Source organism: Methanomassiliicoccales archaeon (assembly GCA_038850735.1).
Classification (GTDB): domain Archaea; phylum Thermoplasmatota; class Thermoplasmata; order Methanomassiliicoccales; family JACIVX01; genus JACIVX01.
Genome location: JAWCLO010000003.1, coordinates 140,003 through 156,845 on the forward strand (window position 1 = coordinate 140,003; position 16,843 = coordinate 156,845).

14 protein-coding genes are annotated in these 16,843 nt (G+C 43.6%); 4 read left to right on the plus strand and 10 right to left on the minus strand.

All coding sequences use genetic code 11. From position 1 onward, the window contains the following. Window positions 1-186 precede the first annotated feature (186 nt). Window positions 187-2,619, minus strand: a complete 2,433-nt coding sequence (locus QW087_03275) for an ABC transporter substrate-binding protein (protein ID MEM2943743.1) — start codon at window positions 2,617-2,619, stop codon at window positions 187-189. Window positions 2,620-3,068: 449 nt separating this feature from the next. Between QW087_03275 and cutA the strand changes: the two genes are divergently transcribed. Beyond that, window positions 3,069-3,407, plus strand: a complete 339-nt coding sequence (gene cutA / locus QW087_03280) for a divalent-cation tolerance protein CutA (GenBank protein ID MEM2943744.1) — start codon at window positions 3,069-3,071, stop codon at window positions 3,405-3,407. On the opposite strand, the gene QW087_03285 is transcribed toward cutA, so the two are convergent. Together QW087_03285 and QW087_03290 are read right to left on the minus strand one after the other, a co-directional pair. After that, window positions 3,373-4,038, minus strand: a complete 666-nt coding sequence (locus tag QW087_03285) for a 6-hydroxymethylpterin diphosphokinase MptE-like protein (GenBank protein ID MEM2943745.1) — start codon at window positions 4,036-4,038, stop codon at window positions 3,373-3,375. The genes cutA and QW087_03285 overlap by 35 nt on opposite strands. An 8-nt stretch (window positions 4,039-4,046) precedes the next feature. Further along, window positions 4,047-5,189 carry a DUF373 family protein gene (locus tag QW087_03290; protein ID MEM2943746.1) on the minus strand — a complete coding sequence of 381 codons (1,143 nt, stop codon included), beginning with the start codon at window positions 5,187-5,189 and terminating at the stop codon, window positions 4,047-4,049. A gap of 255 nt (window positions 5,190-5,444) precedes the next feature. Between QW087_03290 and QW087_03295 the strand changes: the two genes are divergently transcribed. Together QW087_03295 and QW087_03300 are read left to right on the plus strand one after the other, a co-directional pair. After that, the gene (locus QW087_03295) at window positions 5,445-6,515 is read left to right on the plus strand and encodes a hypothetical protein (protein MEM2943747.1); all 1,071 of its coding nucleotides are present in this window, start codon (window positions 5,445-5,447) and stop codon (window positions 6,513-6,515) included. Window positions 6,516-6,524: 9 nt separating this feature from the next. Continuing rightward, window positions 6,525-7,160: an MBL fold metallo-hydrolase gene (locus QW087_03300; protein ID MEM2943748.1), complete on the plus strand. Its 636-nt coding sequence runs from the start codon at window positions 6,525-6,527 to the stop codon at window positions 7,158-7,160. Window positions 7,161-7,262: 102 nt separating this feature from the next. Here the strand turns inward: QW087_03300 and QW087_03305 are convergent, their stop codons facing one another. From QW087_03305 to QW087_03325, 5 genes are read right to left on the minus strand one after another with little or no spacing between them, the layout of a single operon-like run. Next, window positions 7,263-7,922 carry a translation initiation factor IF-6 gene (locus tag QW087_03305; GenBank protein MEM2943749.1) on the minus strand — a complete coding sequence of 220 codons (660 nt, stop codon included), beginning with the start codon at window positions 7,920-7,922 and terminating at the stop codon, window positions 7,263-7,265. 18 nt (window positions 7,923-7,940) lie between these two features. Then, window positions 7,941-8,204: a 50S ribosomal protein L31e gene (locus QW087_03310; GenBank protein ID MEM2943750.1), complete on the minus strand. Its 264-nt coding sequence runs from the start codon at window positions 8,202-8,204 to the stop codon at window positions 7,941-7,943. Between the two features lie 7 nt (window positions 8,205-8,211). Beyond that, window positions 8,212-8,367: a 50S ribosomal protein L39e gene (locus QW087_03315; GenBank protein MEM2943751.1), complete on the minus strand. Its 156-nt coding sequence runs from the start codon at window positions 8,365-8,367 to the stop codon at window positions 8,212-8,214. Between the two features lie 4 nt (window positions 8,368-8,371). Next, entirely contained in the window at window positions 8,372-8,701 is a 330-nt protein-coding gene (locus QW087_03320) for a DNA-binding protein (GenBank protein MEM2943752.1), read from the minus strand. 12 nt (window positions 8,702-8,713) lie between these two features. Beyond that, the gene (locus QW087_03325) at window positions 8,714-9,154 is read right to left on the minus strand and encodes a 30S ribosomal protein S19e (protein ID MEM2943753.1); all 441 of its coding nucleotides are present in this window, start codon (window positions 9,152-9,154) and stop codon (window positions 8,714-8,716) included. Between the two features lie 222 nt (window positions 9,155-9,376). Between QW087_03325 and QW087_03330 the strand changes: the two genes are divergently transcribed. After that, on the plus strand, window positions 9,377-9,943 hold the full coding sequence (locus tag QW087_03330) for a UbiX family flavin prenyltransferase (GenBank protein ID MEM2943754.1): 567 nt from the start codon (window positions 9,377-9,379) through the stop codon (window positions 9,941-9,943). A gap of 89 nt (window positions 9,944-10,032) precedes the next feature. On the opposite strand, the gene QW087_03335 is transcribed toward QW087_03330, so the two are convergent. Both QW087_03335 and leuS read right to left on the minus strand, forming a co-directional pair. Then, window positions 10,033-13,311 (minus strand): MMPL family transporter, encoded by a 3,279-nt coding sequence (locus QW087_03335; GenBank protein MEM2943755.1) that lies wholly within the window; start codon window positions 13,309-13,311, stop codon window positions 10,033-10,035. Window positions 13,312-13,683: 372 nt separating this feature from the next. Beyond that, a complete protein-coding gene (gene leuS / locus QW087_03340) occupies window positions 13,684-16,569 on the minus strand; it encodes a leucine--tRNA ligase (GenBank protein MEM2943756.1) in 2,886 nt (961 codons plus the stop codon). Window positions 16,570-16,843 lie beyond the last annotated feature (274 nt).

Below are 16,843 nucleotides of genomic sequence, written 5' to 3' on the forward strand. Positions count from 1 at the left end.
TTCGAGAATCGAATTCTAAATCAATCCTAGATTTCTAGAAATGAGGAGATTATGAGGCCAGTGCATAATTTAATGTGTAATTGTTTCAACCGAAGTACACTATGCCTTTCCAATATTAGCAAAAAGTAATTTTGAAGAATCAAAAGAATCAAAATAAAAAAAAAGTTTGTTGGCGTTTAATTCATTTCAAGTGTATCCTTTGTATATCGGATAGTAGTACATTCCTGAGAACATCGGGTTGTATATGTATCCCTTGGTCCAGTCGCGCTCGACGTGGAAGTTCGTTGCCTGAGCAAGCCATGCAAAGTACGCATTCTCGTAAACGGCCATTTCAATTTCGTAGTAGAGCTGTGCTCTCCTTGTAGTATTAAGCTCTCTCGCTGCCTCTTCTACCATCAGCGTAAGCGTGTGATTCTTGAGGCTGATTCTGTTAGCGTATGTTCCATTCTCATGGTAGAATGGGTACGTGTAATCGTCTGGATCAGCATAATCGGGCGCCCATCCGAGGAAGAACACAGGCAACTGCCTCCCTTTAACGGCTGGCAGATATGCTCCAGACCAATCAAGCGCCTGCACGTTTACGATGATCGTGCCATTAACAAGATGCTCAGTTGAGAGTGTCTGGAGTCCATGCTTGAACATTTCGCATGCCGCTTCTCTCACGGCATTACCCGCGTTGTAGTACAGCCATATTTCGAATCCGTCTTCAGCCCAAGAGTGTCCCGTCGCGGGATTGATAGCTCGTTTGAGGTATTCTGCAGCTTTTGACAAGTTGTATTCGAACAGTGGAACTGATTCGTTATATCCGAACATTCCTTTTGGAATCACGCCTCTTGGCTGAATACCTGTGCCAAGAAGTACATCGCTGATGAATTTGTTATAATTGAAAGCATGTACGAAAGCCTTTCTCACATTGACATCTGCAAAGAAAGTGCTAGACACATTTCCGATCTCGTTTGGACCGGGATTGATCTTCTGGTTGAAACCAATGAAATCTATGTTGAACGTAGGCTTGCCCTGCACAATACGGAGATTTGGTTTTCCCTCAACATCAGTCTTGTGCTGTCTTGGGATGTATACTGAATCTGCATCGCCAGAGAACAACATCATCTCTCTTGTTCCAACGTCCTCGACTTTCTTTATAATCACGTACTTGAGTTTTGCGGCCCCCCTCCAATAATCATCGAAACGTTCCAGCATGATGTATTGATATGGGTTCCATTCCTTGAGTTTGAACGGCCCCGTTCCGCACTCGTTTTCATCCATCCAATCACTGCGAGTGTTGACTTCGACACCGCCGTGAGCCTCAACATAATCCATCGAAACGATCGATGCCACAGTATATGCCAGTACTTGTATGAATGCCGGATACGGGTACTGGAGGTGTATCACCACTGTGTAATCATCAATGACCTCTACTGAGGCATCAATGTCATTAAGATCGAGCGGTCCTATTCCGTAGTTTGGCACCATCACTTGCCCCATCATCCATGCTGGTCCAGAATCATCATTCATTATGAGTACACGTTCTAATGAGTATTCCACGTCATAAGCGTCCATGGTTGTGCCGTCGTGGAACTTCACACCCTGCCGGATGTGGAATGTGTAATTCAAGCCATCTGGGGATACACCACCATTCTCGATGGTTGGAACATTCGTTGCCAACATTGGCACGAGTCTGTCAGCATATTCACCGTCGTACCAGACAAGAGTTTCATAAACGTTCTGAAGGATTTCTCCACCTGCACTTTCGTAGTCATATGCTGGATCAAGGGACTCTGGCTCTCCGATTGTTGCTACTATATATGTATTTGGGTTCTTTATAGCAACGGGCACGACAACTTCCTCAGGTAGCACGATTATTGTGTTATAATAGAGCTGAATAGCACCATGCACGCTTGTAATAGCCAGCCACGATGCATAAACACTTCCGTTTCCGACATAAGTGTGATTCACCGCTGTCAGATCGCCAAAGTTGCCGCATAGAACTTTCCCGTCCCCAAAGTTCCAGATAACGCTAGCAACAAAAGAACTATCGAGGATCGGTAGCCATTCCTCGGACTCTTCATCGTATTCCACACTGTATGCAGCAGAGGAACTTGCATCGAACTCAACCTTTGTATCTGACTCTATCACATCACCACTAGTCGCTACCACTGCATAAGGTTGAGTTGCATTATCGGGCTCCTCGATTGCTGGAGGCAGGACCTCAATTCTAATCGGTGCGTTCCAGTTGGTTGTTCTTGCGCCCTTGTTATCAACAACCGTAATTGTGACCAGATACTTTCCAGGGAATGGGTATGTGTGGGTAACAACTGCACCAGCGACGTTATCCGTGCTTCCATCACCAAAATTCCAAATGTATTCAACGATTTCTCCGTCTGGATCTGCGCTCTCTGAAGCATCAAATGTTACTGATTCACCTGCAATGATTGTTGTCACGTCCGCTTCAGCACTGACCGTAGGACTCTCGTTTTCAACGACTTTACCTCCCATGAGAAGAACTGCACCCGCTATGGCTGCGACAACGATAATAAGTACAATGATAGCTGCGATGATCTTTGTCATCGAGCCTTTGGGTGCCCCCTCTTTGGGAAGTTCTTCGCCTTTGCCTTCCATTTCTGACTTCCTCCTTATCCCCCCAAAAAGATAATCCAATTTAGGGGACTGGGTATCTAATAAAGCCTTGAAGCTATAAATAGATTTTGAAACTGTTTTTTCATGCCAGTCTGATTCTAATGTCTAATTACAAAAATTCTATAATACTTGAAAAAATCAGTTAAATAAGTTCAAGATAGTCATTTCATTTTAGAGAGTTTGTAGCTATTTGGCAAAATAACTTGAGTTGTATTTTTAATTCATTGATCTTAATTAAATCTAGAACATGATGTAAGCTTGTTTTCCATAAGAGTAGAATGTGGTTGCTAAAGAATTCTTATCGAGAATTTTCATTGAAATCATTTCTTTGATTCATTTCAATATCTCATTAGCCAAAATTGTTTGATTGAGTGGCACAGGATACTTGAATCGCTAAACTAATGAAACTCAAAATTACATATCTTACTATAATGACAGTTGAACGTGAGTTCTCAACCGTTCTCATCACAGTACCAGATCGCGAATCCGCAAAGAAAATTGCGAGAAATGTTATTGAGAAAAAACTTGCAGCATGCGTGAACATTTATCCCGTTGAATCCATGTATTGGTGGAAGAACCAAATCGAGGAAGCGACCGAATTCATTTTATTGATAAAAATACGATCGCAGGATTTCAATAGACTCAAAGATTTCATTTTAAAATCACACCCGTACGAGCTACCGTGTATTGTACGATACGAAATCGCAGAGGGGCATAAACCATACTTGGATTGGATCAAGGAGTCAACAGCTGAACATAGGGAGGGTTAAAATCAAATATCAAACGCCGTGCCCACCTCAACTTTCTCGCTTTGATCTCAGAATCTTTTCCCGCCTGCTCTCTAACCAACTCAAAGTCGAAGCCAACCAGGAAAATGCGCTTTGCTCCAAAATGTCTAGCTAACATCACCGCCCGATCACCGTCTGTAAAGCCCCCAAAATTGTAAATCCGATCGAATGGTTTCGACTGGGTTGTCGGTGTTATTCGTCCCTCGAAGAATGGGAGTGCATCGCAAATCCTTTGGATATTGTCGCCATGAGCATGGATTACAGCAATTGAGCCTTCGCTATTGGCTCTAATCTGTGCAAGAACATCGCCATCAAGATCTGTAACGATTACATCTGGTACGATTCCATTCTTCAAAAGGACTGTAGTGGCACCATCGGCAGAAATAATCGTTCCTGCAGGTTTCACGATTTCAATATCCCTTTCTAGGTTGGGGCCGTATCCGTATATGGTTGCCCTGCACTGGATCACTTCCTTAAGACAATCAGGCTCGCAGATTCTTTTGTTCTTGACAAGCGTATTGAGAATGTGAGCAGCCATTTCATCATCTGAACGAGAAAAATTGAATTCTTCGAGGATTTGGAAGTAAAGGGGCTCCCACTCGCGATAATCCAATCCACCACCTAATCCATTGGTTCCCCGTTCTCAATTTTTTCGGCGATCTTCTTTGCTGATCTTCCCCTCATAACGGTGTTCAGAAGGCCACCAAATACCGCTAGTAAAAATCCACAAATGACCTCCATTACGATGACGGATTCCTCATAATTTCGATAACCTAGGAAAAACTGCGCGGCATCGATTGCCCCTTGGATTATAAAACCAATTGCGAATATTGTAATGGAAACAACGAGATAAGTAGAGTATATTTTCCCTTCTGAAAGGAAGTGATTGACGAAGCGTCCTGTTTCGTAGGAAAGCGCTGCAAATATCCATACCCAGATTGTTCCATTTACAAACAAGAGTGCCTGAACAAGGGCGCCCGCTTCCGCATTTGCACGGGCTGCATCAAAACCATATACAAGTCCGAGAAAAATGAGGGCAATTGAAAGAATTGCAAATGGAATCATTTGGCTACCTGATCTTATAGCTGCTGAGGCTCTCTTTGAGAATTCTTTAAGTCTTTCACCACTTCTATATGCATATAGAATCAAATAAATACCAAGAACCACTGCGATCGTACCCGCAGCCATTCCCGATACGATGCCCATATCCCAATTACTCATGAGCTGGAAAATCTTTGGAACTAAAGAAAAAAGTCCAAACACGGCGAGTACAAGACCAACGGGAGTAATCATTCTCCTCCTTATCTTGTCATCCTGAAGCATTTTCGTTAAAATGTAGTAAGTACCCTCAACGGTTGGTGCTTGTTTTACAAAAACCCTTCTCACAGAATCAATTTTCACTCTCGAAGAGATCATTGGATAAATGTACTCGTCCTCTGCCCCATCGCTCACCAAGACAACCCTATCAGGTTTAACCATTTCCAAGACGTTTTCCAGCTGGGTGGCAAGAACGAGGTCTGACTGGTATCCTACCTTGGCATCGCCACAAATTGTCGCAATTTCTGCATCGATCCCGGATTTCACCATCTCGTCGTACATGCCGATAGCTGCAAGAAGAGTGTTCGTATCCGAATCCTCTGGATCTTTCAATCCAAGTGCGAGAGCGGCGTTGAGATTTTCTTCCCTTCCGATAAAGGGACTATTTAGTCCTGTCTTTATTCCGAAGTCGTCGTCGCGGTCTACGCAAAGGACCATGACCTTCATGCAGTGAACTCATCCAGTTTCAATATATTTGTATTTTTTTATTCCAAGCGTAACTCGCAAGAAATGTTCTCGATGCTCATAAAGGCTCGACAACGCCTTATGAATAGTGCACTGATACCGGTATGTAATTTGATTTCCCTTGTTATCATTCAATTAGTCTTACTTATGCGGTTTCATTATGCTGTTTTATTACGCGATAGCCAATCAAATAAGGGTAAAAAAAATTATAAGCGACGATCCTAATGCAAATAAAGAATGGAGAATAAAAAAAGTTACAAAGAATGTCCTCGATGCGGCTTGCGTAATAAAATCTACGCTTCAGAATGCGATTTTTGTGGCTGGGAGTTTAATGACGTGAGTGATGAGTGGGCTGAGGAATTGATTGAACTCGAGCGCTTAGCCTCCGAAAAATCATCCGAAAGAATATCTAGAGAAGAATCAAAGATCGTGGAAGCAACGTTAGTAAGAAACAAGGAACGCATCCAGCTAGTGAGCAAGAGAGTCGAAAATGACGTGCTGGAGCCTACTGATGTGATACGAGATGCTTCTCCGATTACTAGTGAAATCACAGCCGAACCAGTCGAAAACAATGTTGCTGCTGCGGAAATGCAATCCGTCACGGAAGTGCAACAGATAACTGCACAACCGAAACCGGAGGCAGGTGAACAACCAGTCATTCATGATACAAAAGAGCAAGAAATCACGAGAAGCGGGGCAATCGACATATCTGAAATCACCGACGTTATACAAAATGTCGAATCCGGTATCGAGGAATTCTTCGAAACGATGACCGATACTGAGCCAAAAGAGGGGCAGCAGGAGCATGAAGCAGCTACCATAGCTCCCATGGAGCCATCATCTCATAAAGACGTTTCTAGGGAATACGAACTTACAAGTCAACGGGTTGAGGAGGAACTCGTTGAGAAATCGGCAAAGCCCGCTGACGGAGGATTCTGTCGGATTTTCGGGCACAGAAGGGGCCACTTGTCCATATCTTTTATTATTTTTGGCTTTTCAATTTATACAACAGCAATATTGGTAGAAGCCTCTGCATCTCTTGGATGGATAATTGGTTGGAGCCTCTCAATTGCAGGCTCAGCAATCGCTGCAATTGGTTGCGTAGTGGCTATTTATATCGTTTGTTCTAGAAAATTTGAACATGAGGGCACGAAGACGATGGGAATCCAGCCATATATGGAAAAAGACGAAACGGATATAATAATATGTCCGGTTTGTCATGAGGTGGTCTCGGAGGATGATGAGGTCTGCCCATGCTGTGGCGTAGAATTTGAAATATCTGGAACAAAAGGAATGAAGACATCGTGAGGTGTGAGAATGAGAATTATATGGCACGGTCATGCATGTTTTGAGATAAGGGATCATACAGCGATTGTAACAGACCCGCACGATGGAAAATCACTCGGAATCAAGCCTCCTCGAGCAAGAGCTGATATAGTCTTGGTGAGCCACGATCATTTTGATCATAATGCTGTGAAAACCGTCAAAGGTGATTTTGCGGTTGTGAAGGAACCAGGTGAACGAGCGATTAAGAACGTCTTGATTCTTGGGGTTAACACGGCGCATGATGACTGTAAGGGTATGAAGAGGGGAAAGAACATCGTGTTCAGGTTTGAGTTGGGTAGTTTGATCTTTTGCCATTGCGGCGATCTTGGCCATAGACTCGAATCTGGACAAATAGGGTTGCTGAAACCTATCGATATTTTATTCCTGCCCGTTGGAGGAATTCCAACTATTGAGATTGAACATGCGAAAAGGGTTGTCGAAGATCTTGATCCAAGAGTGGTAATCCCTATGCATTTCAAAGTACCTGGTCTCGCCTTATCGATTCAGCCCGTAGAGGTTTTTCTTTCAGGCATCCCGGAAGAAAAAATACGTAGAGTTGGAAATGAAGTAGAATTCGCAAAGGAAGACCTTCCGAAAGAAAGAGAATATTGGGTCTTTTCAGCATGATGCTTATTTTATTTTAAGCATCTTATATTATTTGATCTAAAATAAAGAACCTCTTTTTATAATTCAATTTTCGTTCGAATGATTTATTGAATTCTAACGGTTTTAGATTAAGCCGAGGGCATCTTCGACTCTCCCTAGTTCGATTGGGGTGCTCTTGAACCCCACGGCTGCACCCTTAGAATTTGCAACGAGGCACGCCCTGACGATGGGAGTTCCGTAGTTGAGCGTACCGATTGAAGCGGGTACTTTAAGATGAGAACTGATTACTTCGAGTTCTTCCTTTCCTGCATTGGGATGGGCAAGGACTCCTCTATTCGTTGCAACGCAAACCGACCCTACGGTCTTGTGTCCCGCGATGGAACACTGAACCGCTTCCACCTGCAACACTTTTTCAATTTTTTTTACAATTCTCCTGTTTATATCGGGGTGTACCACTGCGCCATTGTCGTTCACAAGGATGTTATTCCCACTAGCATTAAGTTTGTCTTCGATTCTGTAAACAGGGATGCGTCTGGATATCGCTTTGATTTCATTAAGGGATGCCATGTTGGTGACCACTGCACCATAAGAGTTCATAGCCACAAGTGATCCAAGGATATTTGCACCAGCAATTGAACAGCGTTCTACTTCGACACCAAGGGCCTCCTCGATGTCTCGCTCAAGAGTCTTAGAGGAATCGAAGGGTATGAGAGAAAAGAATTCATTCGCAACGCAGTAAACTCCAACATAGGGGTTTCCGTTGTAACTGGAGAGTTTCATCATTGCAAATGCACCGATTGATCAGTCCTCTGGGAGGGAGAGTTCGACCAGACCATCTTCAAATTTTACGGCCTTGACTTTCAATCGATATGGTGGCTTCTTAATTCCCCTGCTCCAGATAACCTCATTCAATCGGTTGTCGATCCAGATATTTTCCTCCGTAGCTTTGAGATGCCTAACTACATATTGGCGTATTTCCTTTACTGCACGTTCCGCCCTTTGAGTCCTTGGTACTCTCTTAGTGAGTCTCAAAGGAATGTTAAGTATGAGTTCTTCCTGATCCATATTAACACTACTCCTTTAGCCTATGGGTCCGCCAGTTTCTGCGCTTAGGATGGCGAAGGAAAGTTCTGTTCGTTCTTATCATAACCCAAGCTGGAACCCTCCGATTTTGCTTTGTTGCCTTCATGAGGCGGATTTTCATTCCAAGCGGTTTGTTGCGAGTCATAACTTCACTTCCTCTCGATCGTAATCTCCCTTCTTTTTGGCGCAACGCGCCTCAAAATCTGCTTAAGCGTTGCATCATCGATTTGTCTATCAAGTCTGCCAGATTGCACCAGCAAAATGAGTTGATCTTCAACAAGTCTGGCAATATCAGGATAAGCCATTCGTACGGTCGCTAATCTCTCTCTTGCTTCAGGAGTGAGGATCTGCCTTAGGAGGGCTTGACGCTCCGCCTCAATCTGTTTCGCTTGTTCTTCGGCGAGCATTTGCTGTTCTCTCTGCCGCTGAAGCTCAGCAAGCTTCCTACGCCTCAGCTCTTCGAGTTCAGCGTCTTCCATATGATCACATCCTCAACCCATTTCTTTCTTATTCATTTCCTCGTATATCTCTTTCGCAAGATTATCGAGGATCGAGCGCCCTTTCGGCGTGACGATCCTGCCCTTCCTCTTGTCTTTTATGACCAATCCAGATGCCTCTAATTGCATGAGGCATTTTCTGGTGATGGATCCACTACCTTTTACAGCCCTATTAGGCTTAGACCCACGATCTGCGTATCCTCCATATTCCGCAGCGAGTCTTGAAGTGCCTATGGGACCCATTATGTAGATTTTCCTCAGAACAGACGCAGCCCTAGTGTACCACCAGTCTCCTTGAACAGGTGATTTTTCCGTGTGCCTACCTGTTCGTACATAATCCGCCCACTCGGGTGGTTTTATCGTCTCATACGTCTTCAGCAGTTTTGCCGTTCTTTCGATCAGTCTCTCAGCAGGGACATCAAAGACAGTAACCATCGTATCCAACCTCAGGAATATCCTAAATTCTACCAATCCAATGATGACGCTGCGGCATTAATAGTCTGCCCATATAAAAGCGTTTTGCAGAACGTAGAAATGTGGCTTCTCGTGGTAATGAGATTACCATGCATCTTTATCTTTTCTACAAGAAACTTCACGGTGCAGATATGACTTTCCTAATTTGTAATATTAAAATAATGCGACTATTAATTTCGTAACGTGAAATGTGTAATTGGGATAACGGGCGCTTCGGGCGTGATCTACGGCGTGAGATTTTTAGAAGTTCTTAAGGGCGAAAAAATACTCGTATTGTCAGAAACGGCAAAAGATATAGCAAGAGAGGAACTTGGCATAGATCCGTATAAGATCGAGGAGATGGCGGATGTCGTGTTCAGAAACGACGATCTTTTTGCACCAATTTCCTCTGGTAGCCACTGTTTTGATGCGATGGTCATTGTTCCGTGCTCGGAGGGAACTGTTGCGAAGATAGCAGCAGGAATCGCTGACTCACTGATCACAAGGGTGGCCTCAGTCGCATTGAAGGAGAGGAGGAAACTGATTCTCGTCCCAAGGGAAACACCTGTAAATGCTATAATGTTGGAAAATGAGCTGAAGCTGTGCAGGTTAGGTGCTATCTTATTGCCAGCGAGTCCAGGGTTCTACAACAAACCAGCTACAGTCAAGGATTTAGTAGACTTCGTAGTTGGAAAGATTCTGGATCAATTAGGTCAGCCGCATGATCTGTATACGCGCTGGCGTTCAGGCGAATACGAGCATAAGGGATAGCAGGATTAAAAAACTTAAAAAAAATTAAAAAGAAAAGAAAACTTCTTCCTTCAATCTTCATGCTACTGGATTATGCTGTTGAAGGAACATCATTTCTTCTTATACTTCTCTTCTCGCCTCACTCGTTGCAAGTTTCCTGGTGCATACCAATTCCATTTTCCAAGAAGTGACATAACGGCGGGCACTAGATATATCCGTACAATTGTGGAATCCACCAGAATGGCAAATGCGAGGGCAAAGCCAAATTCCCGGAGCAAAGAGCCTTGCGAGAGAAGCATTGTACCAAAGGCGCCGGCCATGATGATTCCGCAGGCTGTAATTATACCTCCAGTTCTTTCCATGGCGTGGACGATGGCCTCCGTATCCTCCTTTCCTTTCTGCGCCTCCTCTCTTATCCTCGTGGTTATGAATATATCATAATCCATGCCGAGACCAAGGCATACTACAGTGAGCACCATCGGCATCAGCCACAGGATTGGAACACCCTGGAGGAAGTTGAAAAGCAGCATAGTGGCAGCTATTGTCCAAGATATGCTTAGGAGTATTGTAATAATCGAACGCAATGGACTGATAATCGAACCGAGGACGATCATGAGGACGATATAGATACCTATGATCGCAACAACTTCCATCATTTTGAAGTCGTTCCACACGAGTGTTGAAATGTCGTACATAATGGCAGTTGATCCAGCAACATAAATAGCACGGATGTTATCGTTGGTTGCTGTGTATTCTCTTGTGAACGCTCTTATCTCGTTGATGCTATCGATTGACTCCTTTGCAAACGGATCCTCTTTGAAGGATAAAGTGATCAAAACGACATTCGAGTTGTTCTCACTGATCATGTTTCTTATGAGTGAGAGGTATTGCGCCGCTTCATCTGGTGGATAGACAGAAAGATTTGCATAATTGATTGGTTGATCCTCTCCGAGTGGACGGCTCGGACTCACCACGTCCGCTACGCTGGACATCTTAGAGAGATTTTCGCACATGTTCTCTATAGCATCCATCGCATCTTTGTTTATCGAGCTGTTTATAAGGACTGGCTCTTCCATTTCAATTGCTATGTAGGTCGGCAGCATTCTTCCTGCGCCAAAACTCTCGCTGAGAATATTAATGCCGATTTTGCTTTCATTGTCGGGCATCGCTTGGATGAAGTCATAACTTGTGTCTAACGTAAGGACAAGATAGACGGATGGTATTGAAACGACGATAGCTACAAGCACTATTGCCTTTGCATGTTTCACCGCAAACTTTGCGCTCTTAGTGAAGTATCCCACCTTGTGCTTTCTTTTCTCATTACCTGTTTCATTCTCAGAATTTCTTTCGCTACCATCAATTCTCGAAGGCCACATTACCTTATCGCCCAGGAGCATGAGAATCGATGGAAGGAGTGTTAGCGCCGCGAGCAGCGCGATCGTTATGCCTAGTGCAAGGCCAACACCCATAGACTTGAGCATCTCAAATCTACCGAGCGAGAGGACGCCAAAGCCGATGATCACTGTGGCGCCGCTTGTTGCAATCGATTCGCCTGCCCATGTGACTGCAGTCCTAACGCTTTCTTCCTTGGAAAGTCCATTTCGCCGTTCTTCTCTATATCTGGAAAGAATGAATATACAGTAGTCGCATCCAGCGCCCATCATTGAGGTAACCATGAGCGTCGGGACGCTGTAATGAACTGGCAATATGTAAGAACCAATGGCATAAACGGCTGCTAGGCTTACGCCAAGAGCTATACCGATGATTGCGGGCGGAATCGACGAGGCCACAAAAGATCTAAAGAACAAGCCTATCAAAACGAAGACAAGGATCACGGTTATTGGATCGATTTTCTTAATGTCTTCCCACATGGAGCTCTCCATATCTGTGGAAATTGCATCGGAACCTGTTACGTATATCGCTACAGCCGAAGTGCTTGCAGACCTCGCGATTTCCCTTACCACTCCGATTGACTCCTTTCCAGGTGAACCATTTGAATCAGCACTCTCGTAAGTGAGAAGCACGATCATCGTGTCGTTTTTTGGTACATTGACGAATGAAGAAAGCAATGCCGGAATCACTGGGAGTGGAAAGTCTGTGATCGACGAATTTTCCACGAGATGTGCAGCAAGACGGTGAATTTCAAATAATGAAGCGTTTGGTGGGAGGTTTCCAACCGCATCCACTAGCCAGAAATTGACATGGCTCTTCTCAGCTAATACCGATGAAACGAAGTTACAGATAACGGACTGGTTGTCCCATCCGTTCCATCCCACATTTGCGTAAACCTCCTTGATGAATTCCCCCTCATCGCCGCCAATCATTCCGCTCAGAACATTCACCGATTGCTCGACCATGTTAACGAACGCCAAATCATTAGGCTCCGACGATGACGAATTCCAGAGCGCGTAAAAAGTATCGAAGTAGCCTAAAAATAAGTCCTGGTAGTCTGATGGTAATTCAGAAATCAATTCTGCTTCTCCTAGGAATAGATTTTTGGTGAATACATTGAAGAGGTGGAAGTTGTTCCAGTTATTGAGAGTGAAACTGTCATACATAATCGAGAAAAATGTTTTGAAATCCGCGGGCAGCGGAATAATCTCTAGGTAATAGCTGAAGCTCTCAAGCGCGACGTCAGCTCTCAATGGCCCGTTTGATTCAATAGGAGTTCCCCTCGTGGCATTCCACGCTTCAACATATGTTGAATACCAACCCAATGCGAAGGCTCTTTCAGTGTCATTGAGATCCTGGGATGCTAATGTGTACATGATAATGCCAGTTGCATTTATATATGCGGCGTCGTCGATTGCTGTAACATTCCAATCAGGATGCTGATAGCTGGTTTGAACCCAAATTGCAAGGTGTGTAGCCGGTATACCGAAGATCAATGATGATGTCTGATTTGACGTCTTCCACAGTTCTCTAAATCCTGTGGGAATTCCAAAAATCGCATAACCTGTAAGATTGGCCAGATATTTCAATTCATAATATGAGGAATGGACATTTTTCAAAACACCAGTTGAATATAGTGTAAGTGAATCATAGAGCGTGTCAACGCGAACGTTGCCATCGATCCTTCCCTCAAGCGTTTCATTGATGATATCACTCTTAATTTTGAAAACAGTCCTTTTCATCTCTTCGTTGAAAGCGTTTTCGTTCGTGAGCACTATGATCGTAGTGCCTTCTTTCCCTGCTGATGGGAAGTGCTCGTTTATGAACTGTTGAGCGATTATTGATTCTATATTCTCAGGAGCCATTTCAGTCTCTTCGTATTTTACTACCCCAAAGGCCATAGGTGCTATCGGGACGGCTATGATCAAGATCAGAATCCATGATACAATGATTGCCTTATAGTGGCGGATTATAAACTCAGCTATCTTGGCAAACATTTCAAGACCTCCCTGCGAACCCCTTGAATGGGGAGAGAATGCAGATTTCCCATAAATTTATTATTGTTCAATCCCCAACAAGCGCTACCTTCATTTGTCAGCTCCTTATTGCAATTAGTTATATAATGTGGTATATTATGATGGAAATATCGCTTATTGATACTAAAGACCATAGCTTCAAAGTTCAGCTGGCCGAGACTTTTTCTGGACTCTCTCTCGTGATATGATTCTGAAAAAATTGCCTAGGAAGTTGATATTAGTCAATCAAATAAACTTCAATAGTTGAAACTGAGTAGGAATCAATTTATTTCATGGCTAATTCAAATAGCCATCAGGAGATAAAATACTGGTATATAATCACCTCGTTAAACATCACTCAACAAATATGGCCGGCCTCCTCGGAATTGCTAATCGGGCCTTATTTTGAGGATCGGGAATATCTTGATCATCTGCCGAATGCACTGATATCTTGCAATTCAACTCCTTCTCAAGGAAAGGCTCTGACTTTGTCAGGAATTCAGTTTCATCAAGTCTTAGTGCCATCCGTTCTAGCTGGTCTTCAGAATATTTGAGGAGTGATTCTGCCAACTTGCGTGCAAATTCTGCTGCTTCTTTCCCGTGGACTCTTATTGTTTCGTCTTTCATGACGAGTTTCGTGAGTTCGGGTATGCTCAGCTTTTTCTGTTTAGCCATTTCGAGAGCTTTCATGAAAATATGGTATTTCCAACTAGGTGATGTGTAGATGTGAATATGCTTAGGCGTTATGCCTGTAACATTGAGTATTTCATTGACATCAGCGATTACAGATCTGAGATATTCTTCTGCCTCTTCAACTTCAGCTCTGAGTTCATCTCGGATTGCGCTCGGAAAACTCGAAGTTGAGGCAAAGCACTGTTTTCCAAGATTCTCCCACAGCTCTTCAGCTATGTGGGGGGTGATCGGAGCCATCATCCTAATCCAAGCGTCGAGGATTCTGCTGCAAATACGTGCGTTGTTCCCCCCTCTTCGCAGGTACCATCTAATATCGTTCATCATTTCGAAGTAGACCTCATTTGCAAGCAATCGCAAATCGTACTCCTTCATACTCTCTCTTATTTTGATTATTCTTGAGTTCAGGCGCGACAGTATCCATTGATCGATGTGGGTAAGCTCTCCCTTTCCATTGAGATTCCTCAGTTCATCGATAGTTTTGAAAATTCTTTCGATTCTACTCTTGTAATTTTCCAATGCTTCTTCGTCCCACTCTACATCTGCAAAGGGAGAAGCGATATGAGCGTAGTATAACCTCATCGTATCCACGCCAAACTTCTCCGCTGCGCCGGGAATCGGCTCAGCACCTCCCTTCGATTTCGATATTTTTCCAAGTTTCCCTGTGATGTACCAATTAACAAAAATTCCCCTAGGCCAAAATTTTTGCTCAAGTATTCCAACATGATTCATAAGAAATGCTGGAAAGTGAACAGTCATGTGCTCCTTTCCGCCCAGGTTTATATCCAGGGGATACCAGTATTCCACATCTTCTCTTATTTTCGCGAGAAGAGTAGGATCGATTCTTGTCCTATTGCAGACATCTTCCAGTTTTCCCTTACCTAGGAAGACAAAGTCGAAGAATTCATCTGTTAGTTGTTCCAACTTTAATTCTCCACAGTTGACGTACTTTGAGACGAGATAATAGATCGGATAAAGAGTCGAGTCAGATATCGCCTCTATTATCCACTTATCATCGAATGGAAAGCGGGTTCCCAGCCAATTTCCTTGCCTTACGCAAGCTCTTTCATGGAACCAATCTAGGACATTCTGGATATTAGAATAATATTCGGGGGGGAGTATATGCATAGTTTTTGCATGTCTTTTGCTGTTCTCTGTAAGCTCCACGTTCCCATAATCAATGAACCATTGATCTGGAACGCGCTTAATGACGACGGGTTTGCCGCAGCGGCAAATAACCTCTTCTGATAAATCATAAAAAATCTCTGCTTCTCCCTTTGATATCATCTCATCTCGCATAAGTTCTTTGGCCTTTTGCACAGTCATATCAGCATACGGTCCGCAGTTGTCGTTCATCTTTCCTTTATGAAATCCATCGCGGTAGACTATTTTCTTGGCCTCTTCCAGTTTGGGATCCCCACTTTGTTTTATGCCCATTTTCTCTACGATTTCAACAGCTGGTAGCGGTCCCCAACCCTCGATGCTGATTATCGGTATGGGTTTTATCTTAAGCACTTCAGCTGCATCAAGGCCAAATTCGTTGAGCATTGATTGGTTCTGCTGTAATTCTCGAAGTGCAATCCAGTCATCCGGGGCATCTGACGGAACGCTTGTGACTAGACCAGTACCGACTTTTGGATCACAAAACCTTGCTGGGAGCACTAGGATTTCGCGGTGAATCATTGGGGCGATGCATTTTTTCCCTACGAGATCTCTTCCCCTAATTTTTCCAACAATCTCTAAACCTTCCTTTTGATATCTCATCTTCTCATAAGAAGGCTCACTTATGATCCACATTTCGGTGCCTTTTTTCACTTTCACGTATTCAACATCTGGGTTAATCCAGAAATTCGTCTGCCCAAAAACTGTTTCAGGTCTCAATGTCGCCGCAACCAGGTAGTAGTCTTCACATCTGAATTTGAGGAGCGTATATTCAACAACTTCAGCTCTCCCGCCCTTTTGCAGATCAGTCTCGGATGGATCAACTGCAACTGGCCCGCATTCAACGCAGGCCGGAGCATAGTATGGTTTTTTGATCAACAGTCCGTTTTCCATGAGCTTCTTGAATTGCCACTGGATAAATCTCTGATAGTCGGGATAGATCGTACACGTAAATCTACGCCAGTCTGCAAGGAAGCCAAATCTCTTCCAATATTGATTGATATAGACATCATTAAAAAAATGAACAACGTTGATGGGATCCTCGAGTTTTTCGATCATCTCAGGCGGGCAACCATTAGCAATCATGTAGTCAAGCGTATTCTTATCCCTCATCTTGATTTTCCTAGAGAGACTTATTGCCCCATTCCCGGTAGCGTGCGTACCCACTGGAAAAAGCACGTTGTAACCTACCATTCGCATGTATCTCGCGATGGCATCTACATATGTGTATCCTCGCAGATGTCCGACATGGAGATAACCAGTCACGCCCGGATATGCAAAAATGATCATGAATTTTGGTCGGTTGTCCGGCTCAGCTTCATTGATTCCAACGTCGTACCATCTTTCCTGCCATTTCTGTTCAATCTCTGAAAATTTGCCGTTTATCATGCTCTACCTTCGCCTTGGTATAAGAAATGATTTTAAAGATATTTTCGTTGATTACTCTAAAAGCAAAGATTAATGCCTCATTATGAAATTGCCAGGCAATTCTTTTGTGGTCATCATGCATCTGAATTTGTCGCAATAATAAATTAATTATCCACAATGGACCGTCGCAGAAATTTTTGATATTGAAACTGAAACTATGAGCTCTAAAAGGAATAAGATATAACCGAAACCTTAAGATTGCCTGTGTATGACAAAATATGACTTCTGCAACAAA